Annotated in this window: 21 protein-coding genes and 1 riboswitch; of the genes, 18 read left to right on the top strand and 3 right to left on the bottom strand. The window is 33.4% G+C overall.

Annotated features, from left to right (window positions below):
- The first annotated feature begins 20 nt into the window (after positions 1–20).
- A complete protein-coding gene (gene aguB / locus BN3326_RS05255; RefSeq protein WP_069998046.1) occupies positions 21–899 on the top strand; it encodes an N-carbamoylputrescine amidase in 879 nt (292 codons plus the stop codon).
- Positions 900–1,012: 113 nt separating this feature from the next.
- On the opposite strand, the gene BN3326_RS05250 is transcribed toward aguB, so the two are convergent.
- Positions 1,013–2,098, bottom strand: a complete 1,086-nt coding sequence (locus tag BN3326_RS05250; RefSeq protein WP_069998045.1) for a hypothetical protein — start codon at positions 2,096–2,098, stop codon at positions 1,013–1,015.
- A 283-nt stretch (positions 2,099–2,381) separates the two neighbouring features.
- On the opposite strand from BN3326_RS05250, the gene BN3326_RS05245 reads away from it, so the two are divergent.
- The 6 genes from BN3326_RS05245 (at position 2,382) to BN3326_RS05220 (ending at position 11,257) form a co-directional block, all read left to right on the top strand.
- Positions 2,382–3,581: a saccharopine dehydrogenase family protein gene (locus BN3326_RS05245; RefSeq protein ID WP_069998044.1), complete on the top strand. Its 1,200-nt coding sequence runs from the start codon at positions 2,382–2,384 to the stop codon at positions 3,579–3,581.
- Positions 3,582–3,591: 10 nt separating this feature from the next.
- Positions 3,592–4,731 (top strand): carboxynorspermidine decarboxylase, encoded by a 1,140-nt coding sequence (gene nspC / locus BN3326_RS05240; protein WP_330389620.1) that lies wholly within the window; start codon positions 3,592–3,594, stop codon positions 4,729–4,731.
- A gap of 232 nt (positions 4,732–4,963) precedes the next feature.
- Positions 4,964–7,891, top strand: a complete 2,928-nt coding sequence (locus BN3326_RS05235; RefSeq protein WP_083258520.1) for an ABC transporter substrate binding protein — start codon at positions 4,964–4,966, stop codon at positions 7,889–7,891.
- Between the two features lie 201 nt (positions 7,892–8,092).
- Entirely contained in the window at positions 8,093–9,214 is a 1,122-nt protein-coding gene (locus BN3326_RS05230) for a cysteine desulfurase family protein (protein ID WP_069998042.1), read from the top strand.
- A gap of 10 nt (positions 9,215–9,224) precedes the next feature.
- Positions 9,225–10,052, top strand: a complete 828-nt coding sequence (locus BN3326_RS05225) for a tRNA 2-thiocytidine biosynthesis TtcA family protein (RefSeq protein WP_069998041.1) — start codon at positions 9,225–9,227, stop codon at positions 10,050–10,052.
- 179 nt (positions 10,053–10,231) lie between these two features.
- Complete coding sequence (locus BN3326_RS05220) at positions 10,232–11,257, top strand: molybdopterin-binding protein (RefSeq protein ID WP_069998040.1); 1,026 nt, start codon at positions 10,232–10,234, stop codon at positions 11,255–11,257.
- Between the two features lie 21 nt (positions 11,258–11,278).
- Here BN3326_RS05220 and BN3326_RS05215 read toward each other — a convergent pair whose 3' ends face one another.
- Positions 11,279–11,671, bottom strand: a complete 393-nt coding sequence (locus BN3326_RS05215; protein ID WP_069998039.1) for a hypothetical protein — start codon at positions 11,669–11,671, stop codon at positions 11,279–11,281.
- 173 nt (positions 11,672–11,844) lie between these two features.
- Between BN3326_RS05215 and BN3326_RS05210 the strand changes: the two genes are divergently transcribed.
- From BN3326_RS05210 to BN3326_RS05180, 7 genes are all read left to right on the top strand, one after another.
- Complete coding sequence (locus tag BN3326_RS05210; protein WP_069998038.1) at positions 11,845–12,486, top strand: site-2 protease family protein; 642 nt, start codon at positions 11,845–11,847, stop codon at positions 12,484–12,486.
- Positions 12,487–12,626: 140 nt separating this feature from the next.
- Positions 12,627–13,025 carry a bacteriohemerythrin gene (locus tag BN3326_RS05205; RefSeq protein WP_069998037.1) on the top strand — a complete coding sequence of 133 codons (399 nt, stop codon included), beginning with the start codon at positions 12,627–12,629 and terminating at the stop codon, positions 13,023–13,025.
- 10 nt (positions 13,026–13,035) lie between these two features.
- A complete protein-coding gene (locus BN3326_RS05200; protein ID WP_069998036.1) occupies positions 13,036–13,374 on the top strand; it encodes a YddF family protein in 339 nt (112 codons plus the stop codon).
- 38 nt (positions 13,375–13,412) lie between these two features.
- Positions 13,413–13,500, top strand: a riboswitch (cyclic di-GMP riboswitch).
- Positions 13,501–13,545: 45 nt separating this feature from the next.
- Positions 13,546–14,445, top strand: a complete 900-nt coding sequence (locus BN3326_RS05195) for a hypothetical protein (RefSeq protein ID WP_069998035.1) — start codon at positions 13,546–13,548, stop codon at positions 14,443–14,445.
- 484 nt (positions 14,446–14,929) lie between these two features.
- The gene (locus BN3326_RS05190; RefSeq protein ID WP_069998034.1) at positions 14,930–15,286 is read left to right on the top strand and encodes a DUF4870 domain-containing protein; all 357 of its coding nucleotides are present in this window, start codon (positions 14,930–14,932) and stop codon (positions 15,284–15,286) included.
- Between the two features lie 149 nt (positions 15,287–15,435).
- Positions 15,436–16,719 (top strand): DUF1576 domain-containing protein, encoded by a 1,284-nt coding sequence (locus BN3326_RS05185; RefSeq protein ID WP_069998033.1) that lies wholly within the window; start codon positions 15,436–15,438, stop codon positions 16,717–16,719.
- 1 nt (position 16,720) lies between these two features.
- The gene (locus BN3326_RS05180; RefSeq protein ID WP_069998032.1) at positions 16,721–17,065 is read left to right on the top strand and encodes a hypothetical protein; all 345 of its coding nucleotides are present in this window, start codon (positions 16,721–16,723) and stop codon (positions 17,063–17,065) included.
- Positions 17,066–17,204: 139 nt separating this feature from the next.
- On the opposite strand, the gene BN3326_RS05175 is transcribed toward BN3326_RS05180, so the two are convergent.
- Entirely contained in the window at positions 17,205–17,450 is a 246-nt protein-coding gene (locus BN3326_RS05175; RefSeq protein ID WP_069998031.1) for a FeoA family protein, read from the bottom strand.
- 328 nt (positions 17,451–17,778) lie between these two features.
- Here BN3326_RS05175 and BN3326_RS05170 point away from each other — a divergent pair, with 328 nt between their 5' ends.
- From BN3326_RS05170 to BN3326_RS21415, 4 genes are all read left to right on the top strand, one after another.
- Positions 17,779–18,165 carry a desulfoferrodoxin family protein gene (locus BN3326_RS05170; protein ID WP_069998030.1) on the top strand — a complete coding sequence of 129 codons (387 nt, stop codon included), beginning with the start codon at positions 17,779–17,781 and terminating at the stop codon, positions 18,163–18,165.
- A 24-nt stretch (positions 18,166–18,189) separates the two neighbouring features.
- Positions 18,190–18,729, top strand: a complete 540-nt coding sequence (gene rbr, locus BN3326_RS05165; RefSeq protein ID WP_069998029.1) for a rubrerythrin — start codon at positions 18,190–18,192, stop codon at positions 18,727–18,729.
- Positions 18,730–18,958: 229 nt separating this feature from the next.
- Positions 18,959–20,986, top strand: coding sequence for an oxygen-binding di-iron domain-containing protein (locus tag BN3326_RS05160; protein ID WP_069998028.1), 2,028 nt, complete (start codon positions 18,959–18,961; stop codon positions 20,984–20,986).
- Positions 20,983–23,853: a glycosyltransferase gene (locus BN3326_RS21415; protein WP_083258519.1), complete on the top strand. Its 2,871-nt coding sequence runs from the start codon at positions 20,983–20,985 to the stop codon at positions 23,851–23,853. Before BN3326_RS05160 ends, BN3326_RS21415 begins: the two co-directional genes overlap by 4 nt.
- Positions 23,854–23,887: the final 34 nt, after the last annotated feature.

Genomic DNA, 23,887 nt, shown 5'->3' with positions numbered 1-23,887 from the left:
AATAAAATGAGGTGAAATGTATGAGAAAAGTTAAAGTAGCAGCAACTCAGATGAGCTGTTCTTGTAATATTGATGAAAATATTAATAAAGCAGAGGCTCTTGTAAGAGAAGCTGCCAAAAAGGGTGCGCAAATAATTCTGTTACAGGAACTTTTTGAAACGCCTTATTTCTGTCAAAAGGAAAAATCTGATTATTATAAATATGCTACAGAGCTTGCGCAAAATAAAGCTATCAATCATTTTAAAAAGATTGCCCAAGAACTTAAAGTAGTCCTGCCTATTAGTTTTTATGAGAAGAAAAATTATGCGAGATACAATGCACTAGCAGTCATTGATGCTGATGGAGAAGTACTAGGCACTTATAGAAAAAGTCATATTCCCGATGGCCCGGGCTATGAAGAAAAATTTTACTTTAATCCAGGAGATACTGGTTTTAAAGTATGGTCTACACGTTATGGTAAGATTGGTGTGGGAATATGCTGGGATCAATGGTATCCAGAAGCTGCTAGGTGTATGACACTAATGGGGGCTGAAATATTATTTTATCCAACAGCCATTGGGTCTGAGCCTCAAGATGGTTCTATAGATTCTAAAGATCACTGGCAAACCTGTATGCTTGGTCATGCTGCTGCGAATTTGGTACCTGTTATTGCATCGAATCGTATTGGTGTAGAGGAAGACGATGATTCAAAGATTACATTCTATGGATCATCTTTTATTGCAGGAGCCCAGGGCAATAAGGTAGCGGAGGCAGACCGTATAGAAGAAAGTATCCTCGTTGCAGAGTTCGATCTTGACCAGCTAGAGTCCCAACGTATTGAATGGGGCATATTTAGAGACCGTCGCCCTGATTTATATAAAATTATTACATCTTATGATGGTGAGTTAATTATAAAATAAACATCTATAATCCTAAAAACGAAAGCACTGAGATCGCAAAGTCTCAGTGCTTTTAAGTTATTTCTACCACTTGTTTTTGATTCCAAAAGTACATCTGGTCTAAAGAACTGCCATTAATCACCTGCAGTTTTTTCAAGGCTTAAAAGAATCTGTGCAACGCCTAAATGCCAGTTAGGATCTTCAGCGTATTTTCTGTTAATCCACTTCAAGGGATCTTCGTTTTGGGGGCAGCCTTTGCTTAAATTTAGAATAGTTCGGGCAGCTATTCTAGATGCTTCATTAATATCTGTATTAAAGCGTTTCCAGCTTCCATAAACATTAAAAGGATTATTAGCGATTAAAGATGCATGGGTATTGGATCTTGGCACAAAAGATTGTTCCTGACCAGTTATAGCAAACATTAAAAGAGGATTGATATTAAATTCATATGCTGTATCAAGAATACTGCTAAAATAGGGTTCATCAGCAAGCACTGAATTTCTTTCATTTAGCCAGTTATGTAAGGCATCTGTGTTAACCTCTTTATAATGTAACGTTTTATGTAGGCCATTATCTTGATCTGTTACATGAACAGCGGAATGATGATCTGCTAGAGAATGGGTTGCTTCTTGAGTAACGGTGGTTGGGGTGTAGCTAATGGTGTCATTTACATGTTCAACGTTTTTATAATGGAGCGCTTGAGTAAGTACTATTGTAGTTAGTGACAGCATTGCCGCAGTTAAAGCCAGGCGCTTATGGGGAATAAATAGATTGAGTAGATTAAAGCTACGTACTTGAGCTATAGTAGGGTGTACATTATTGCTCGCGTTAGTATTTAACTGAAGAAGGAGTTTTAGTAATTGATGTTTTGAAATGGTTTGCTCTTGGTTATAATTAACCCATTCGGTCAGCATCTCACAGTAGTAGTCATCAGACATATCCAAAAGAGAGCAAGCTTTAAATATATCATAGGCGGTAATGTCAAAGACTTCTTTTTTTATGACTTCTTGAAGTAAGCTGTTTTTTATATCAGTTTGAATAGATTGATCAAAACAAACTATATTTTGATCAATAATCTTATGAATGGCGGCAGCAAATAATAAAGCGGCGCGCTTGTTGTCATAATGTGGATAGTTTCTGCGGATACTTTCCTTGAGATCAATAACATTTTGGTTATATAAAATCTGGCTATTTTTTAGGTTTTCCAAAACCTCAGACATTTTCTTTTCACCTTCTATCCTACATTAAGTCAAATAGTATGCTACATAATTATTGTATTTTAGTTTCTGCTTTTATACAAGTCTATATCTCCACTTTTTAACAGTATAGAATATTCTTTTAGAAGGTACACTAATAAAGAAAATAAGCGTTTTTTCTGGATAAAAGTGTGATATTGTTATAAATTAATATTTTAGAGCCGTATATATTAATAAATTGCTTGATTAGCAAGATCATTTTATTTATAATAACTCTTGTTAGATTATTAAAAGTGGAGGTAATGATATGGGAAAAGCTTTAATTATTGGTGCTGGAGGAGTTGCTAGCGTTGTTGTTCATAAATGTTGTCAAAATCCAGAGATCTTTGAGGAGATTTGTATAGCAAGCCGCACAGTTTCAAAATGTGATGCTTTAAAAGATAAGTTAGCTGGTGGTGTTACTAAAATTCGTACAGCGCAGTTAGATGCTGATGACACTGATGCGATCATAGCTTTAATCAAGGATTTTGGACCTGATATCGTTATTAATGTTGCACTTCCTTATCAAGACCTAACTATTATGGATGCATGCCTCGCAACGAAGGTTGACTATGTCGATACAGCAAATTATGAACCGCTTGATACAGCTAAGTTTGAATATAAATGGCAGTGGGCATACCGTGAAAGATTTGAAAAAGCAGGTGTTACGGCACTACTAGGAAGTGGTTTTGATCCTGGTGTTACGGGAGTATTTAGTGCATATGCTGCAAAACATTACTTTGATGAGATTCATTATATTGATATTCTTGATGCAAATGGCGGAGATCATGGTTATCCATTTGCAACAAACTTTAACCCGGAAATTAATATTCGTGAGATTACTGCAAATGGAAGTTATATAGAAAATGGTAAATGGGTAGAAACTGAGCCGTTAGAAATTAAACGTGTCTATGATTTTGACGGCATAGGCGAAAAGAATATGTATCTTTTACACCATGAAGAATTAGAATCACTGGCTGTAAATATAAAAGGCATTAAACGCATTAGATTTTGGATGACCTTTTCAGATAATTACATCAATCATTTAAAAGTACTTGAGAATGTGGGAATGACTTCTATTGAACCTATAAATTTTGAAGGTAAGCAAATTGTTCCTTTACAGTTTTTAAAAGCAGTTCTCCCAGACCCAGCATCACTTGGACCTAGAACAAAAGGTAAGACGAATATAGGTTGTATTATGCAAGGGATCAAAGACGGTAAACCTAAAACTTATTATGTTTACAATATATGTGATCATGAGGCATGCTACAGAGAAGTTGGATCACAGGCTATTTCATATACTACAGGTGTGCCTGCCATGATCGGAGCTATGCTCGTTATGACAGGGAAATGGAAAAAACCAGGGGTTTATAATGTAGAAGAATTTGATCCAGATCCATTTATGGAAGCTTTAAATAAGCATGGACTACCATGGCAAGAAGATTTTTCGCCTACTCTAGTTGATTGAGGTATAAATGATGAATATAGATTTTAATGCACTGCCATCACCTTGCTATGTGGTTGATGAAAGATTGCTGAAGAAAAACCTTGAGACTTTAAAATATGTTCAGGATCAAACGGGATGTCGCATTCTGCTTGCACTAAAAGGGTTCTCAATGTTTGCTGCATTTCCTTTGATAGAGAAATATTTAGCAGGCATCACAGCAAGCTCTTTATTTGAAGCAAAGCTAGGTTATGAAGAAATGGGAAAAGAAGTTCATATTTACGCACCTGCGTATAGAGATGATGAGTTTAATGAGATCATGCAGTATAGTGATCATATCGTATTTAATTCTTTTAATCAATGGAGTAAGTATAAAGAGCTGGTTAAAAGTAAAGGGTCTAAAAAAATAGAATGTGGTATACGTATCAATCCAGAATATTCAGAAATAGAAACAGATATTTATAATCCTTGTTTTAAGCATTCTCGACTAGGTGTAACGCTGGCTAACTTTAAACCAGAAGAACTTGATGGTATTGATGGTCTTCACTTTCATACTATGTGTGAACAAAATTCAGATACACTTGAACGTACTATTAAAGTAGTAGATGAGAAATTTGGTGCGTATATAAAAAAAATGAAGTGGATTAATTTTGGAGGAGGGCATCATATTACACGGCCTGACTACGATATTGAAATACTTATACGTTCTATTATGTTTATTAAGAATAAGTATGGGGTAGATGTATACTTAGAGCCGGGAGAGGCAGTGGCTTTAAACACAGGATATCTTGTTACCACAGTCCTTGATACAATTGATAATGATATGAATCTTGCTATTTTGGATACTTCGGCAGCATGTCATATGCCAGATGTACTTGAAATGCCTTATAGGCCGCAGATTATTGATGCTGGCATGCCAAGTGAATATGCGTATACTTATAGATTTGGAGGACCAACTTGCTTAGCCGGAGATGTTATTGGAGATTATTCTTTTAAGCAACCGTTAAAACCTGGAGATAAGCTTGTTTTTTGTGATATGGCACACTATACAATGGTTAAAAACAATACTTTTAATGGGATAAATCTGCCGTCCATTGCATTATTTAGTGAGACTGAAGGGACAAAGGTAGTTAAACAATTTGATTATAAAGATTATAAGTCTCGTTTATCTTAGGTGTAATAAATTTAATAATAGAGTAACTTAATATTTATAATACAAAAGGCATCTGTATTGAAGTTGATACAGATGCCTTTTGTATTATAAATAAAATAATTTGTTAGATTTTATAGGATTTTGGGAAAATAAGGGGTATAATGTAAATAAGATGCTTTAAGTTTTAAATGAAGCGAACAAAGCTAATGGGGCCAAGGGGAAAACGGTAAAATAAATATGGCTGGGGGATTTTATGAGAAAGTACATGTCTATTAAAAAGAGCGTATTAATTATTCTATGTTTTTATGCGTTTGTAGCTATAAATATTTTTGCGGATTCGACCTATGAGGCAGAAGAGCAAAAAAATGTTCTGTTTATAAGCTCATATACTGAGAACTTTATGACAGTACCAGATCAAATACAGGGTATAAAGTTTATTTTCGAGCCATATCCTATTAATCTTGATATCGAATATATGGACAGTAAGCGGATAGATACAAAAGAGCATAAGCAGTTATTTTATCAGATGCTTAAAAATAAGTTAAATAATCTTACACCCTATGACGCAGTCATTGTAGGGGACGATAATGCTTTACAGTTTGCTATGGATTATCAACAATCACTTTTTAAAGATTTACCTATTGTATTTTTTTGTATAAATGATTTTGACCGCGCTAGAGTAGCAGCCAAGAGCAATCATATTACAGGACTAGTTGAGGCTGTTTCTTTAAAAGAGACGATAGAAATTGCTCAGAAATTTAATCCTTTGGCTAAAAAGGTCGTTGCTATTATAGATAATACCTTGACTGGAAAAGGGGACAAGGAACAGTTTTATAACACAAAGGATCATTTTAAGACATTAACTTTTGAAGATCTTAATGTATCAAACTATACATTTAAAGAATTTGAAATGATATTACAGGAGATAGAAGAAGATACTATTTTACTTTATTTAAGCATGTTTCAAGACAAAACAGAAAAGGCTATATCTATTGATGAAGCTGTAGAAATATTAAAAAGTAATACGAAAGTTCCAGTTTATCGTGCTTCGATAGGGGGAGTCGGGACAGGTTTACTTGGCGGAAAAATGATATCTTATTTTGAACAGGGAAAATCAGCAGCTCAGATTATTATAGATGTTTTTGATGGAGTACCTATAGAATCAATAGAGGTAGTCTTAGAAAGCCCGAATAAGTATATTTTTGATTATGATATTATTAAAAAATATAATATTAATGAACAGCTTATTCCAGATGATGCTGTACTTATTAACCGAAAGCCAACATTTTTTCAGCAGTATAAGACTATGCTGATTATCATGTTTCTTATTATCACATTTTTTGTACTAGTAATATTTTTTATCATCCGAGATAATATAAGAAGAAGAGCAATTGAAAGAGCGTTGCAAGAAAGCCATGAGGAACTAACTACTTTATATGAGGAACTTACGGCAACAGAGGAAGAATTAAGAAGTCAATATAATGAAATTCAACGCTATACAGAAAAGCTGGAGAATTTACAGCAGAAATATGAGATTGCTATTAAAGGAACTAATAGTGCTGTTTGGGAAATGAATTTAGAAAATAAAAAGTTGTATTTTTCCAAGGAGGTTTCTAATATTTTAAATCGTTCTATACAAGAAAATGAAGATGTTAATTTAGTTTTAGAACAATTTTTACTGCCAGAAGATAGAGCGCTTTTGGTTAAAAATTATACAGAAGTTATTAATGGGACTAAGCAAGAAATTTATACGCAAGTGCGTATAAAAGATCAAGAAGGCAATCTAAAGTGGCTGTTAGTAAGTGGTAAGCACCTTACGAATTTAGGAGGACGTTTAAAATTTATTAATGGTATAGTGCTTGATATTACAAAATTTAAAGAACAAGAAGCCTATATAGAGCACTTAGCTTTCCATGATTCTCTAACACATCTTCCTAATAGAATCTATTTTATGAATAAGCTAAAAGAAGAATTAGAACAAGCAAAAAAGGGCGCTGTATTGCTTTTGGATCTTGATAACTTCAAGGAAATTAACGATATTTTAGGACATACTTATGGGGATATGGTTTTACAGGAAGTAGCAAAAAGGCTTAATAATTGTGTAGATCAAAAAATGTTTATATCAAGATTTGGGGGAGATGAGTTTCTCATACTTATTTATGATGAAGGGGATTCTAAGATCACTGATCACTATATTAATAAGATACGCCACGCTCTAAAAACTGCACTTGCTATTAAGGAAGAAGAAATCCATATTCATTATAGTATGGGCATTACCCGCTATCCCCATGACAGCAATGAGGCAAATCAATTAATCATGAATGCTGATACTGCAATGTATAAGGTTAAAAATCTAGGCAAAAACAATCATATGTTCTTTGATCATAAAATGACTGAAAATCTAAGGGAAAAAGCGTATATTAGCGCAATTTTGAGAAAAGCATTAAGAGAAGAGGGGTTTATCTTGATGTATCAACCACAAGTTTGTGTTGAAACTGGAGAGGTTGTCGGATTTGAAGCACTCCTAAGGCTAAAAGATCATAGTATTGGGCCTAATTTGTTTATACCTATTGCTGAAGAAGCAGGACTTATTATTGAAATAGGCAGATGGGTAACAAAAGAGGCTATTCGCCAAATAGCATGCTGGAGAGAACGCGGCTTTGGCCTCAAACCCGTAGCAATCAATTTTTCTACTAAACAGTTAAGAGATGATAAGTACCTAGACTTTCTTGAAAAAATGCTTAATGATAATAAAGTAGACCCGAAATACTTAGAGATAGAAATAACAGAAAGCATATTATTAGAAAGAAAGGAAGATACGACTAGCTTCCTTAATGAACTAAAACTTAAAGGCGTTAAGATTGCTTTAGATGATTTTGGTACAGGCTATTCTTCACTGAGTTATTTAACCTTTATGCCAGTAGATAAAATTAAGCTGGATAAGTCCTTAAGTGATAGATTTTTAGAAATGGAAAACATAAAAGTAATGGATAGTATTATTTCTCTGGTACATAGCCTAAAGCTGCAGGTTACGGCAGAAGGAATAGAGGAAGTAGAACAATATAGAAGGCTTAAAATAGGAGGATGTGACTATATTCAAGGTTATCTTTTTAGCAAGCCTCTAAAAGTCGAAGAAATAGAAAAAGTTTATAATTATAATTATGTAGAAACTATCAAATAACGGTAGCTTTAATAAATAATATTTCAATTTATTTAACGAGGTGCAGTGTAGGTTATATTTGATATTGACAAACGAAGTAATGAAACGTATTATTTAATGCGTAGCAATAAGTATATTTATAATAAATGGATAGTAATACACAATAAAAATTTGCTGAGAGAGTGAAAAATCAAGATAGAGATCAATAAGTGAGGGAATCCTATGATTTATTTAGATTATGCGGCAACCACACCAGTTAATAAAGAAGTTTTACAAACCTTTTGCGATATTTCAACACGTTATATGGCTAATCCTAATGCATCGCATCAACTGGGACTCGAGGCTAAAGCGCGCCTTGACTTATCAACAGAAAATATTGCCGAGTTATTAGGTATTAAAACGACTGAAATTATTTATACATCAGGAGCAAGTGAAGCGAACAATTTAGCCGTAAAAGGCATCGCAAATCAGTATAAAAAATATGGTAAACATATAATTACCACTTATTTAGAACATTCATCTGTTACAGGCGCTATAAAAGCGTTGCAAAATATTGGATATGAAGTGGATTTCGTAGATGTTTTAGAGAATGGACTTGTAGATTTAGAGCATTTAAAAGAGTTATTAAGATCAGATACGATCTTAGTCTCCGTTTGTTATGTGGATAGTGAAATGGGTATTAAGCAGCATATAGATGAAATAGGTAATCTGCTCGAGGCATATCCGCATTGCTTTTTCCATGTTGATGCGACACAAGCAATAGGGAAAATTCCCGTATCATTAAATACAATTGACTTGATGACATTTGCCCCACATAAATTTTATGGGTTAAATGGATGTGGGATTCTAATTAAAAAAGAGCAGGTGATAATAGAACCGCTTATTCATGGTGGAAAAAGCACAACCCAATTTCGAAGTGGCACACCGATGCTAGCTTTAGCTGCAGCGACTGAGCACGCCCTAAAGCTAGCACTGTTAAATCAGCAGACAAGCTACGCGTATGTAGAGGAATTAAATCAGAAATTAAAAGTAGGGCTTAGCGCTTTTGCAAAAGTTAAGATTAATAGCACCAAGGAATGTATCCCCTTTATTTTGAATGTAAGTATTCCGGGCATTAAAGCCGAAATATTTCAGAAGGCTCTAGAAAAACATGCTATTTATATTTCTACAAAATCCGCATGTTGCCCAGTGAATACGGCATCAAAAGCAGTTTATGCGGTTACTAAAGATAAGAAGTTAGCATTAGCAACGCTAAGAATCAGCTTAAGTCAGCTCACAACACCAGAAGAATGCGAAATTTTTTTACAGGGTTTTAGTGAGTGTTATAAAAATTTAGTGAAATAGGGATAAAAACATGAAAAAATATCAAGAGATTGAAAGAAGTATTATTAAAAAATATCGTAAAAATATATGGTCAAAGTTCATTACAGGGATTAACGAGTATCAGCTTGTTAAAGAAGGCGATAAAATTGCTGTTTGTATCTCAGGAGGCAAGGACTCCATGCTGCTTGCAAAATGTATGCAAGAACTTCAAAAGCATGGTAAGGTGAAGTTTGATTTAGAATTTGTTGTAATGGATCCGGGGTACAACCCTTATAATAGAGAAGTTATTATTAATAATGCAGAATATTTAAATATTCCTATTAAAGTGTTTGAAACACAGATATTTGATATTGTAGCAAGTGTAGATGAATCGCCTTGTTATTTATGTGCAAGAATGCGACGTGGGTACCTCTATAAATATGCACAAGACCTAGGATGTAATAAAATAGCTTTAGGGCACCACTTTGATGATGTAATCGAAACGGTTCTAATGAGCATGCTTTATGCAGGGGAAATAAAAACAATGATGCCTAAACTTCACAGTACAAATTATGCAGGGATGGAACTTATAAGACCGATGTATCTGATTAAAGAAGAAGATATTTTAGCTTGGAAAAGAACACATGAACTGCAGTTTATCCAATGTGCCTGCCGTTTTACGGAGAACTGTGTCCTTGGTGATAATGGCGGAGGATCTAAACGTCAGGAGATGAAAGTATTAATTAAGAAGTTTAGGCAAACGAATCCACATATAGAAATGAATATTTTTAGAAGTATTCACAATGTTAATTTAAATACAGTTATTGGCTATCGTAAGGATGGGAAGATGCATCATTTTTTAGATGAATATGAACGGTAAGAGGCTGTTAAATCAAGAATTAAGCATTGACAATCAAAATAAAGCACTATATAATGACACTATATTTGAGCAATATAATAGTGTAGGGACAAAGAGGTCACTTATGGAATAAAAGCCATAAATGACCTTTTTTTTATGTTATTTTAATAAGCGTATAACACTTAGTGGAGGTGATCATATTGAAACTAATTCATGTAAAAGATGCTATTGGCCATATTCTCTGCCATGATATTACACAGATCATTAAAGGCGTGTACAAAGATGTTGTATTTAGAAAAGGCCACATCATAAGAAAAGAAGATATCCCCATTTTATTATCAGTGGGCAAGGAGCATCTGTATATTTGGGAGAAAGCTGAAAATATGCTGCATGAAAATGAGGCAGCAGAAATATTATGCACTATATGCGAAAATGAGCATATGATAAGAACTGAAGTTAAAGAAGGTAAGATTGATCTTATAGCACAAACAGAGGGCGTGCTAAAAATAGATGTAGAGCGACTAGAGGCAATTAATTCACTAGGAGAGATGATGATTGCTACCAGACATAATAATTTCTCAGTAAAAAAGGGTGATAAATTGGCAGGGACAAGAATTATCCCTCTTATTATAGAAAAGGAAAAGATGGAAAAAGCAAAAGCGATAGGAGGAGAAAGCCCGCTGCTAGCTATTAAGACTTATAAACCCCAAAAGATTGGCATTGTAACTACTGGAAGTGAGGTTTTTTATGGCAGAATTAAAGATAGTTTTGGACCTGTTGTTATTGAAAAGTTAATGCCATTTGATGTAACCCTAATGGGGCAAAAAATAGTTGATGATAAGCCGGAGGCTATTGAACAAGCAATTATGACATTTCTAGAGTCTGGGGCAACGATGGTAGTTTGTACTGGAGGCATGAGTGTAGATCCAGATGATGTAACACCACTTGCGATTAAAAATACTGGAGCCGATATTGTATCTTATGGTGCGCCTGTATTACCAGGTGCAATGTTCTTACTTGCCTATTATAAGGGTATTATTCCTATTTTAGGATTGCCCGGCTGCGTTATGTATGGTAAGCAGACAATTTTTGATTTAGTATTACCTAGAATGATGGCAGATGAAAAAATAACAGCTAAAGATTTAGCAAAAATGGGTCATGGTGGTTTGTGTTTATCTTGTGAAATATGTACCTATCCACATTGTGGATTTGGAAAAGGCATGTAAGGCGCCTAATAATAAATAAGACTACGTTCGTTTGCTAAACTCATTTTTACATTTTGGGCAAATAATACGAATATTGCCTCGGCCCTTTGGTACCCGTAAGGTTTGCCCACAGGCCGCACATTTATAGTATCTGTAGGTTTTCATATCTTTTAGTCGGTTTAATTGCTTAGAGTACTTAGTTTTTAAGGGTGTCCAAAACTTTAAAAAGTATAAGTTTTCTTTTTGCCGCTTAGAATAGTTTTTAGAGAGTATCCTAAAATAAGCGAGCATAATACCTGGGTAAGCAAATAAAGATAAAAGAGAGAGACTTAGTAGCGATGATAAAAGAGATAGACATAAGGAAACTATTATAAGTGCAATTGAAAGTTGATCCATACCATATCTGCCATACATCCATTTTCTTAACCAATTCATAAATTAAATTTTCCTTTCTAAAAGTATTATAGTCAGAGTAGCAGCTTAAATTATATGCCTATTTTTTAGTTTAAGCAATAGCTCCTTAAGTTATTAAATTTGTATTTGTACTTGGATTTAGTCTATAATACTAGTAAGTGGTTAATAAGCATCTAGAGAAGGAGCGTAGTTATATGGATTTTATTAAAGAGTTAATTTATACTATACCAGCAATACTAATCGCCATATCTATGCATGAATTTGCGCATGGCTATATGTCATATCGATTGGGAGACCCCACGCCCAAGTACCACGGAAGGCTTTCACTTAACCCTTTGCAGCATTTAGATCCTATGGGAACACTTTGTCTTTTAATCTTTCATTTTGGTTGGGCCAAACCCGTCAGGGTCAATCCGCATTATTATCAAAATAAAAAAAGAGGAATGGTTATGGTGGCAATGGCAGGCCCCATTATGAATTTTGGCATTGCATTTATCGCTACTATTGCTATGGGAATCATTTTAAAAGTGACAGGGGGGCAAGCCGGCTTAAGTATACAGTATATATTTCGATTTTTCAGCTATTTAACAATAATTAATATTGGATTGGGCGTTTTTAACTTAATACCGGTACCACCATTAGATGGGTCCAAGGTATTAGGTGCTATTTTGCCAGAAGATAAATATTTTAAGTATATGCAATATGAAAGATATGGGCATATTATTTTAATTATTTTAATTATGTTTAATTTGTTAGACTTACCTTTGAGAATGATGAGAAGCGGCCTAAACAGCTGGATGTGGGCAATAGTTCAGCTTATTTTTCAGCTTAGTTAAAAAAATTTAAAATGATCCCAATTCTCTGTTCTATATTGCAAAATGATTGTCTATTCTTGGCAAATAAGAATACATATGATATATTTAAAGTAATTAAGGAGAAATAGTGTTTATAAAAATTGATTGGGGGTAAAATAAGTATGTTAGTATGGAAAGATGAATATGCAATTGGTGTAGATATAATTGATGCACAACACAAGCATCTCTTTGAAATAGGGAATGATGCCTATCGTTTATTGCGAGATGATTTTTGCACAGACAAGTACGATGGGGTTATTCGTATTATTCAGGACTTGAGTGAGTATACAAAATTTCATTTTAAGACAGAAGAGGAATATATGCTTAGTATTAAGTATAATAGATATTTCAGTCAGAAAGTAGAACATGATGATTTTATACAAAAAATCGAGGAAATAAATTTTGATGAAATAGATGAGGATCCTAAAAAATACATAGAAGATATTTTAGCATTTGTTTTTGAATGGGTACTCGAGCATATACTGCAAAAAGACAAGCTCATCAAATCAGAATCTATTTAGGAGGTATAAATTGAAAGAAGACATAAAATTACCTGTTGTATTATTTAATGGAACAGTTGCAACGACCAATGGTATTTACTCAATAAAAGACATAGACGTGACGAGCGCTAGGAACTATATAGACCAGTTAGGGTTTATTTCAGCTATTGGACATGAAGCAACAGCAGAGATTATGTCAGAGCTCATAGGACAAGAAGTCCCCATGAATAGAATTCAATTTTATCAGCAAGTAGGGCAATTAGCTATTGTTTTTAAGCTTAAAGAAAGACCGCCGGAAGGCGTTGTACTAGAAAAAGAAGAAATTAAACATATTGGCTATTGTTTAAAGGTGATGGAGCGACTACAATGAACTAAATTAAAACATGATTGATAAACATAATTATTGAGTGATGAAAAGGGCAAATTTGCCGAAAGGCAAAGACGCAAAACTATGGGCCTAAGCAGTAATAGACTGTATGGCTGCCAGGTTGCCAAAGCTCCTTCTAGGAGATGAGGAACTTTTCTAGGAGGAGGAAGCTATATGTGTCATTTAAAGGGCTGGATTATTTTGATTTTAAGTTTTAGCCTAATCATGCCATCAAATATTACTGCAGCTATGCGTAATACTAAACTATTAAAAGCCCAGCAGAATGCCACGTGGTTATGGCATACAGAACAGATTGTCCAAAACCCTGATCAAATTATAGCTTTCTTATTAAAGCAAAATATTAATCAGTTATACCTTCAAGTGGATTATGACTTAGAACTAGAGCAGTATAAGTCATTTATAAAAAAAGCATCTAATGAGGGGATCGAGATTCATGCGTTAGAAGGAGCACCAGAATGGGTATCTGATAAAGGTGAGGTGTCCCAGAACTTATTTTTTAATTGGCTTACTAAGTATCAAGAAGATGCAGAGGCAGATGAAAAATTTAAGGGGGTACATTTAGATATTGAGCCTTATTTAAATCTAACGTATTGTATAGATAAAAATATGATTTTGGAAAGATATCAGAAGTTGCTGCTAGATGCAGCTAACAGATGTAGTGTCATAAATTTAAAATTAGCTGTAGATATCCCCTTTTGGTTTGATGAAGTAGTTTATGCTACGCAATATGGCGAGGGAATATTAGCAGAGTGGATAATAAATCATATAAAGTATGTTGTTATTATGGCATATAGAGATACAGCTTGGGGAGAAAATGGTATTATAAAACTTGTTAGTAATGAAATAGAATATGCTAAGGCATATGGCTGTATGATTACTATTGCGGTTGAAACGCAGCAGTCTTGCGAAGGTGATTTTGTTAGTTTTTATGAAGAAGGTCAAAGCTGTATGAATAATGAGCTAAGTTTAGTCTATAAGCATTATAAAGACAGTTCAAGTTTTGATGGGTTTGCAGTGCATCACATAATGAGCTGGATGCATCTCAAAATATAAAAGTCAGTACATCCCAAACTTCAGTTTAGGATGTACTGACTTTTATATTTTACGTTGTACTTCCTATATAACTTACTTATAATATATAGAGACTACATAACGAAAGAGGTTAACAATGAGGATGTTATTTAGTTTTTACAGTGGCGATAGATTTTTCAATATCACGTATAGTTGCATTGCCATAGATTCTAATAAGTAGTTGTATTTGTTTTAAAACTTCATTAATATTACCTGCGACACTCACGGCTTGCCCCTCCTTGCATAGGTAGTGATTATTTTATTAAGGCTATTAATTTCTAGAATGGCGGAATAATATGTCATATATTGGTGTTAATAAGTGCATTATAACACACATAGAACATATGTTCTATAGTTTTTTAAAAATAAAATTAAATTATTATAAAATGAAGAGCAAAAGCAATAATATATCTTTAATTCTTTTCATATGAATATATATTAGAAAGTATTATGAGGAGGGGTAAAAATGAGTGAGCAAGAAAATAAATCAAATCAAACGGAAGTAATACAGGATATATTTGAAGTAGAGGATATTGAAAAAAATAAAGTAATTGCCGGATTAGCCTATTTTATATTCTTCTTACCACTTATAGTATGTCCAGATTCAGCTTTTGGCAAGTTTCATGCGAACCAAGGACTCTTATTATTTATAGTTAGCATAGCAGGCAATATAATTTTTACACTTATTCCATTTGTTGGGTGGATTATACTGCCTTTTTTTGGAATTTTTATAATGGTTTTAGTGATTATGGGACTTATAAATGGTTTGCAGGGGAAGGCAAAAGAATTGCCGATCATTGGTAAATACCGTATTATAAAATAAAAGAGATAAAGGCGAAATGTAAATAATTATGGAGAATCTTGAAAAAAAGTATAAAATCAATTAAAATAATAAGTAAGAAAAATCTATTAGAGAGGCAAATGAAAAAATATAAAAAGTACTTTGATGACATTATTTTATGAGGTGGAAAGTTGATATTAGCGAATAATATACAAGAAAAAGAAATTAGAAAAGAACATGTCTTATCTATTTTATTAGTGTTTCCTATTACCTTCTTATTATTTGGATTATTAAATACTATCTATTTAAAAGAAGATGGGATTTTGCTAATACATGGTTTGAGGAACATTATGACCTCTCCTACCATTTTAATTACAGACTTTTTAGAAATCGGTGGGATCGGTGCATCTTTTATTAACTCAGCGTTAATTGGTTTTATTAATTTATTTCTACTTAAACACTACAAGATGAAAATAAATGGCCTTTTGATAGCAGCTTTTATGACGGTACTCGGTTTTTCGTTTTTTGGTAAGAATATTTTCAACATTTTACCAATCTACTTAGGTGGCTATTTATATGCCTTCCATCAAAAAATTTCAATGAAAGATATTCTTTTAGCGATTATGTTTAGTACTTCGATGGCGCCTATTGTCAGTGAGATAAGTTTTGCGCCGATTTTTCTAAAACCTTACGGTTTAATTTTAGGTATATCAGTAGGGGTTTTAATAGGATTTATTATCGTGCCCCTGTCTTCTCATATGTTAAGGTTTCATGATGGATTTAATCTTTATAATATCGGATTTACATCTGGTATTGTAGGGACTGTTTTTACAAGTATTCTTAGAAGCTTTAAAAAAGAAATTATGCCGGTCAGTATTTTGTACTTAGAGTACAACGCCTATATTATAGGGGTGTTGACAGTGCTATTTATTTATTTAATTATTGCAGGTAGAATTATCAATAAAGAAGTTTTGAGTAAATACAAAGATATTTTTAAATATAGAGGGCGGATTGTAACTGATTTCACGCAACAGTTAGGATACGGCGTAACGTTTGTTAATATGGGGGCGATGGGCCTTCTATCTTTATTGTATGTGATTGTTGTTGGGGGCATTGTAAATGGACCAGTACTTGCAGGGATTTTTACTGTAGTAGGATTTGCAGCCTTTGGCAAACATCCAAAGAACTGTTTTCCAATTGTATTTGGGGTTGTTATAGCGGCTATATTAATGGGACATGAATTATCAGCGACTGGCATTATTATATCGGTATTGTTTTCAACTACTATTGCTCCAATAGCTGGAACATATGGTGTTAAAATAGGTATATTAGCTGGAATGCTTCACTTAGCATTAGTTACCAATATTGGAGTCGTACATGGAGGCATTAATCTTTATAATAACGGCTTTTCAGGAGGCTTGGTAGCAGGCTTTTTAATACCTATTATTGATGCGTTTAAAAAGGGAGAGATGTAGTATGCGACATGAGACAAAAAAGATATCTAGAATTGTGGATGAACTTGCAACATTATTTTTAAAAAAGGATACAAATGAAGTTGACTTTAAAATAAAAAGAGAACCGCATCAAACGATTATTGAAATTATAGATTATAGAACACATTTTGATGAGGTGTATATCAATCAATTGCGAGAAACGCTTAATATTCAAAGGCAATGGGAGATTGAAGAATATTATTGGCAGCTTACAGGCGAAACAGATTATGATGAAGAGCTTACTTTAGTGGGTGCTATGATTGATGAAGCTACTGTAGAAAAAAAAGATGGAAATCTCTATATGAAACTGATAAGACACAATAAATAGCATGAATAAAATAAAGTTGATATAAAAAAAGTTAGTTAAGGGATCAAGAGATGGTCTTAACTAACTTTTTTATTGCTATAAACCCCAGGGTTGCATACTTATATAAAAGGCTAATTCTTAAAAGATCAATAGATAGTATCTATTTTTCAAGTGTTTTTACTAAGATCATTGAGGCTACCTCAGCACGCAGAGCAATAACAGCACCTCTAATAAGATAAGCGATCGGATCACCAGATGGGCTTTTTTGTAATGGCTCTATTATAGTATCATGAATGATACCTAAATCTAACATTCTCCTTCTTATAAGCCCATTGGCAATAAGTTTTGTAACTTTGCATTTTTCTCCTGGATGTACAGAATTGAGTGGTACATGATAGTTATTCATCTATAATTCAACCCCTATTAATAAACTTATTATGCCATAAAAATAATAAACAGATCAATATTAAGAAAAGTTTCTCTCTACTAAAATATGTCGAATATACGAGGCATGTTACATATTAGATAAAATATGTATTAAGTATCTAAAAATTAGTCTATACGGAATATTTATTTCATATAATGACAAGGGCGTTAATATAGGCGTATTTAATAAAAGAGTTTTCATGAAATAATTGACAAATTTTATTCTATAATATAAAATTTTAATTAATAGTCATTATTAGTAATGGCTATTTACCTAAAATTTAAAAGTGATTCTAGGAGGGATTATTATGTGTGACCAACAAAAATTTTTTATCTGTAATCATTGTAAGAATCTAGTAGGTATGATCAAAGATGCAGGCGTAAGTATGGTCTGTTGTGGAGAGAAAATGCAAGAGCTTACAGCTAATACAGTGGAAGCATCAACTGAAAAACATATTCCAGTTGTAACTGTACAAGACAATACGGTAACTGTTGAAATTGGCAGTGTAGCACATCCTATGCTAGAAGAGCATCATATTGCTTGGGTTTATCTTCAAACTGAAAAAGGTGGGCAGCGTAAAGCGCTGGCCATAGGAGAAAATCCTCGCGTAACATTTCAACTTTCTGATGATAAGCCCGTAACAGCTTTTGCATATTGCAATTTGCATGGGTTATGGAAATCAGATATTTTCTAAAAAATTATAAAGGAGTGTAATAAGATGAGTAATTTAAAAGGTACAAAAACAGAAGCAAACTTAATGGCGGCATTTGCAGGAGAATCACAAGCAAGAAATAAATATACATATTTTGCTTCAAAGGCTAAAAAAGAAGGTTTTGAACAAATAGCAAAACTTTTTGAAGAAACAGCTAATAATGAAAAAGAGCACGCTAAAATTTGGTATAAACTTTTACATGATGGTATTGGATCAACTGCTGAGAACTTAGAAGCTGCTGCTGCCGGTGAACATTATGAGTGGACTGATATGTATGCAACTTTTGCAAAAGAAGCTAAGGAAGAGGGATTTACTAAAATTGCTTATCTTTTTGAAGCTGTTGCAAAAATAGAAAAAGAGCATGAAGAAAGATATTTAAATCTTCTTAAAAATGTAAATGAAGATAAAGTCTTTGTAAAAGATGAAAAAGTTGTGTGGCAGTGCAGAAATTGTGGATATGTTCATACAGGTGATAAAGCGGCTGAAAAATGTCCAGTATGTGATCACCCTAAAGCATATTTTGAAATGATGGTAAAGAATTACTAAGAAAAAGACTGACTAAAAAGTATATACTTTTTAGTCAGTCTTTTTCTTAGTAAGAGCTGCTTTTTAATTAAGATCAGTCTAAGGATAGTTTAGCTATAAAAAGTATATTGTCACGTATTATGGATAAAATGAGAATAATAGAATTTTATAAATCCAATTCCTAGTGGTAAGAAAGATTTACACTGTCAACTGATGATCAGTATAAATAGAGGAGAGGAGCGAACTAAAGATGGATGGACCATGTACAATTGAAATTGAGACAGGTATATACTGGGTAGGAAATTATGATCAAAACGGGGGATTGCATGGTAATCCATATTTAATAGTTGATGGGGAAGAAGGGGTACTCATTGATCCAGGATCAGTTTTAAATTTTGAGGCTATTTATACTAATATTCTCAGCATTATTCCCCTAGAAAAAATTAAATACTTAATACTTCATCATCAAGACCCAGACTTCTGTTCGAGTGTGCCGTTATTTGAACAAAAAGGGGCTCATTTTACACTTGTAACACATTGGAAAACTCAGGCACTTGTAAAATATTATGGGATAAAATCAGATTACTATATTGTAAATGAGAATGATTTTAAACTAACTTTGAAATCGGGACGAGAGTTAAAGTTTATACAAACCCCCTATTTACATTTTTCAGGTGCGATAACTACTTATGATACGAGCTCTAAAATATTATTTTCAAGTGATCTTTTTGGATGTCTTGCTTATAGATGGGATTTATTTGCTAAGGCTGACTATATAGAAAAAATGAAAACTTTCCACGAGCATTTTATGCCTTCCCATGACATTCTGGGGCCGGTAATGGAAAGTTTTTTAAGAATGGATATTAGTATAATTGCGCCACAGCATGGTTCGATTATTACATCTGATATAAAAAAACATATACGGGCATTACGAGATTTAGAGTGTGGCCTTTTTTTAATGCCTATAAAAAAAGAACTTCTTAAATCAGGGGGGTATATGCATGTTTTTACTTCTGTTTTAAAACGGTATGCTGCTATTTTTAGCCATAGAGAAGTTATAGAAACAATTAAAGGATTAGATGTGACAATAGATGAAGAAACACTTGAGGTAGTAGATTACAATTATACGGGTGAAAGGTTATGGCACCTCCTGTTTGAACAGATACTTGCAAAAAGAGGAATAGAGTGGCTTATTGTCATTGAACCGTTAATACAAAAACTCACAAAGGAATTTGACCTTACGCTACCATTTGTATTTAGTACAATCACTAAGCAAGCAGAAGAAAAAGTATACTTACTTCAACAAGAAAATTTAGAACTTAAAAAGATAAATAGTAGCCTTTCTAGATGTGTTAAAGAAACGAGGGAGAGTCTTATAAAATGTCCTATAACAGGACTTTATAACTATGAATTTTTTAAGATGTATTTAAAGACGGCGATAAGCAATATAGAAAATGAAGGGGATAGGCTCAATCCGGGACTTATTGTTTTAAACCTAGATAACATGGCGAAAATTCGCTTTGTGTATGGCGATCAGGAGGTGAATCAAACACTTAAAAATACAGTTTATATTATCAATCAGCTTAAAAATGAGAATATTCTTATTTTTAGGCTTCAGGGTGCAGCTTTTGCTTGTTACCTGCCCCATACAACTAAAGAAGAAAGCCTTATATTTGCTGAAAAAATACGCACTGAGATTGCAGACTCAGAAAAGTATATCGAAAATATTACAGTATCTATAGGTATAGCTTTTTATGAAGAGATAATAAGCTCTGATCATTTGGCAGATCATACTTCAGAAGCGTTATATGAACTTTGTATGCTAAGGGTTAAATTAGCGAGGAACGGAGGAAAAAACAGTGTGTGTATTTATTCCGATATCAGTGATTATGAGGAAAGTGAGGGGAAAATACTCATTGCAGATACAGATGATGTAAATCTTGATCTTTTAAAAACGCTTCTTGAAAACCTAAGATATGAGGTTATTATAGTAAGTGATGGCGAGACAGTACTTAAAGTTGCAGAAAGCGAACTGCCGAACGTTATTATTACTGAGTTAATGCTTCCTCAAAAAGATGCATTTTTAGTCAGGCAAGAATTACTTATAAACACGAAAACTCAAGATATTCCATTTATTATTGTCTCACATCTTAAAAATGAAATTACTTTAGAACGTGCTATAGCACTCGATATAGCGCATTATTTTAAGAAGCCCTTTATGCTATCAGAACTGCTTGGTGTTATTAAACTAAGTATAAAAAGGAGAGCAGGAAGATGAAGGGAAGTCTAATGATTTATCTGATAATTATATTAATACTCATGTTTATGGACGGCATAATAATTGTTGTATTATTTATGAATAGATCACATAATATCAAAAAGGTAAGACGAGGGAGAAAATATCAGCATGAACTCATTCGACTTATTATCGGAGAAAAACTAAGTTCGGAAATAAAGAAACTTATTGAAAGCTATAGAAAGATAACACAGTCTGTTATATTGGATAAAAAACACCAAAATAAACTAAAAAATTATTTTGGTTTAGAAATAAATCAGAAAAAAGTTGTTAAGGATATAAGATCTATCTCAAAACTAAAAAGAATGCAGGCGGCAGCCAAATTGGGGCTGATTGCTTCAGACTATGCACGCGAGACACTTGAAAAGGCTGTTTGGGTTGAAAAAGACTACCCCGTAAAACTTTATTTTGTCAATATTTTATCTGAGATGCAAGATGCAAGATCGATCCCAGTATTGGTTGAAACGCTTATAGGTGCACATAGGTGGTACCGCAAACGTGTCAATGTGTTAATAGGAAACTTTGGCGAAGCTTTCCATGATTACTTACCGCATCTTATTTATAATGAAGCAATTGAAGTAAAGGAATTAATTATAGATTTTGCTAAAAAATATTTTTCTGCTGATCTTAAGGAATACTTACATTTATTTATAAATTATGGAGATAGCAAATCGGATCTTTTAAAATCTGAACCACTACAATCAAGAGCAATATGCTGTGAACTAGCTTATCAAGCAGCAAGCGTAATGGCACACATTTACCCTAAAGAACTGGATCAAGAAAAGTATCTCTTACATGCAGATCCTAAATTAAGAAATATTGCGGTAGAGGCGCTAGCTTATACACTTTCACGAGAAAATGTTGAGAGACTTCTAGGGTTTCTTCAAGATAAAGCAGTAGCAAGAACAGCAGTACATGTTATAGCGAAAATCATTGAGGTGAAGCCTGACTATATTCAAATGATTGTTCAAGCATTTAATGAAGCGAAGTCGCTTCAAGTTAAAGAGCAATTAGCTCAAGTTCTATCACTTAAAATAGAGTATTTTATCATGAAGTTGATAACTAGGTCAAATGAATCAGCTGAGCAGATTATTACGCAGCTGATCCGCCTGGGAAGAACAAGTGAGATTGTCGACTTTTTAAATAGAAATAAAAATATAGATTTAGAAAATCAGCTTTTAAAGCTTATTAAACAAGTATTAACTGAAGACGATAATCTGGCACAAGCATTAAGTCCTTACTTAAATGAGCATCTTATAAAAAAATGTGGTCTTAAAAAACCTCAATATATACGGCTGAATAACCATAAAAAGAAAGATATGAGGCTTATTGTGGGGATATATATACTTATCTTTGTTGCGGTAGGGATATTCCCTGTAATTTATAGTATAAGATATTATGCTGTGCTTTTTGAAAGACCCTATATAGAGCAGCTGTATCGGTATATCATTGACTTTAATTATTATATTGCATTTTATGCAACAAGCATTAATATAGTTTATTTAATTCTCCTTGTATTGTCATTTTTTAATGTGAGGAAACAATCCAAGCTATGGCAGCTCAAAGAGCAATCATTTTTGTTTAAAGAGAATATGCTCCCTGCAATATCTGTTATTGCGCCTGCTTTTAATGAGGAAAAAACAATTGTAGAAAGTATCCACTCACTGCTAAATCTTAAATATCCTGATTATGAGCTTCTTGTTATTAACGATGGCTCAACAGATGGTACACTGGAACTGCTCATCAACACTTTCAAACTTAAGCGGGTGGATTATATATTTGAATATAAGCTCGCTACAAAATTGGTACGTGGTATCTATCGCAATGATGCGATGCCCAATCTTCTCGTTATTGATAAAGAGGGTGGAGGTAAAGCAGATGCCCTCAATGTCGGGATTAATATTTCTCAGAAGGAGTATTTTTGTGGTATAGACTCTGATTCTTTACTTGATAAAGAAGCTTTGCTTAAACTTGCTGCTATGCAATTGGATGTAGGGGTTGAAATGCCCGCATTAGGAGGTAATATTATTCCTGTTAATGGCTCCACCATTAAACAAGGTGCAATTACAAAATTAGGTATATCTAAAAATAAGTTAGTGAGATTTCAGACAATCGAATATATGCGAGCCTTTATGGCAGGGAGACTCGGCTGGGCCTATGCAGGCAGCCTGTTGATTATATCTGGGGCATTTGGACTTTTTCGTAAAGAGCGTGTAATGGGTGTTGGAGGATACCTAACTAGTAGCGGTAAATATGAGAAGGATACAGTAGGAGAAGACATGGAGCTTGTAGTACGCATTAATCGTTTGATGAGAGAAATGGGGCTTCATTATAAAATAGGATATGCTTATCATGCCAATTGTTTTACAGAAGTACCAGAAGATATTAAAAGCCTTAAGAATCAAAGATATCGGTGGCATAGAGGACTGATTGATACAATTATTTTTCATAGAAGTATGCTTTTTAACCTACGATACGGGCACATAGGGTTTTTTGCAATGCCTTATTATTTTATTTTTGAAATATTAGGGCCTTTTATAGAAGTACAAGGTTATCTAATGGTTTTTTTGGCGTTGTTTTTAGGTCTCTTAAATATTGAGATTATTCTACTTCTTTTTATTGCAACCATACTCTTAGGTATTCTTGTCTCGCTCTCCTCTATTTTGATCGCTGAGAAAGATATTAAATATTACCAGACCAAAGATATTATGAGTTTGATTTTCTATGCTTTCATTGAAAACTTTGGGCCAAGACAATTGTTTAGCTTTTGGCGGGTAGGAGGCTGTTTGAAGATATTATGGAAAACAGATGAATGGGGAAAACTAAAAAGAAAAGGATTTAAACGTTGAGGGCTAATATTTTTACTTATTTTAGCAATCAGAT

It is taken from the genome of Cellulosilyticum sp. I15G10I2 (genome assembly GCF_900095725.1).
Classification (GTDB): domain Bacteria; phylum Bacillota; class Clostridia; order Lachnospirales; family Cellulosilyticaceae; genus FMMP01.
The sequence above is the reverse complement of the archived record's forward strand: the minus strand, read 5'-3'. Positions and strand labels throughout refer to the sequence as shown.

Bases quoted from the DNA above. Each gene is read 5' to 3' on its own strand.
- BN3326_RS05205 (WP_069998037.1), top strand. From the start codon at position 12,627: ATGTTAGTATGGAAAGATGAATATGCAATTGGTGTAGATATAATTGAT.
- BN3326_RS05215 (WP_069998039.1), bottom strand. From the start codon at position 11,671: ATGAATTGGTTAAGAAAATGGATGTATGGCAGATATGGTATGGATCAA.
- BN3326_RS05210 (WP_069998038.1), top strand. From the start codon at position 11,845: ATGGATTTTATTAAAGAGTTAATTTATACTATACCAGCAATACTAATC.
- BN3326_RS05190 (WP_069998034.1), top strand. From the start codon at position 14,930: ATGAGTGAGCAAGAAAATAAATCAAATCAAACGGAAGTAATACAGGAT.
- BN3326_RS05230 (WP_069998042.1), top strand. From the start codon at position 8,093: ATGATTTATTTAGATTATGCGGCAACCACACCAGTTAATAAAGAAGTT.
- BN3326_RS05225 (WP_069998041.1), top strand. From the start codon at position 9,225: ATGAAAAAATATCAAGAGATTGAAAGAAGTATTATTAAAAAATATCGT.
- BN3326_RS05175 (WP_069998031.1), bottom strand. From the start codon at position 17,450: ATGAATAACTATCATGTACCACTCAATTCTGTACATCCAGGAGAAAAA.
- BN3326_RS05195 (WP_069998035.1), top strand. From the start codon at position 13,546: ATGTGTCATTTAAAGGGCTGGATTATTTTGATTTTAAGTTTTAGCCTA.
- BN3326_RS21415 (WP_083258519.1), top strand. From the start codon at position 20,983: ATGAAGGGAAGTCTAATGATTTATCTGATAATTATATTAATACTCATG.
- BN3326_RS05170 (WP_069998030.1), top strand. From the start codon at position 17,779: ATGTGTGACCAACAAAAATTTTTTATCTGTAATCATTGTAAGAATCTA.
- BN3326_RS05235 (WP_083258520.1), top strand. From the start codon at position 4,964: ATGAGAAAGTACATGTCTATTAAAAAGAGCGTATTAATTATTCTATGT.
- nspC (WP_330389620.1), top strand. From the start codon at position 3,592: ATGAATATAGATTTTAATGCACTGCCATCACCTTGCTATGTGGTTGAT.
- BN3326_RS05250 (WP_069998045.1), bottom strand. From the start codon at position 2,098: ATGTCTGAGGTTTTGGAAAACCTAAAAAATAGCCAGATTTTATATAAC.
- BN3326_RS05180 (WP_069998032.1), top strand. From the start codon at position 16,721: ATGCGACATGAGACAAAAAAGATATCTAGAATTGTGGATGAACTTGCA.
- aguB (WP_069998046.1), top strand. From the start codon at position 21: ATGAGAAAAGTTAAAGTAGCAGCAACTCAGATGAGCTGTTCTTGTAAT.
- rbr (WP_069998029.1), top strand. From the start codon at position 18,190: ATGAGTAATTTAAAAGGTACAAAAACAGAAGCAAACTTAATGGCGGCA.
- BN3326_RS05160 (WP_069998028.1), top strand. From the start codon at position 18,959: ATGGATGGACCATGTACAATTGAAATTGAGACAGGTATATACTGGGTA.
- BN3326_RS05245 (WP_069998044.1), top strand. From the start codon at position 2,382: ATGGGAAAAGCTTTAATTATTGGTGCTGGAGGAGTTGCTAGCGTTGTT.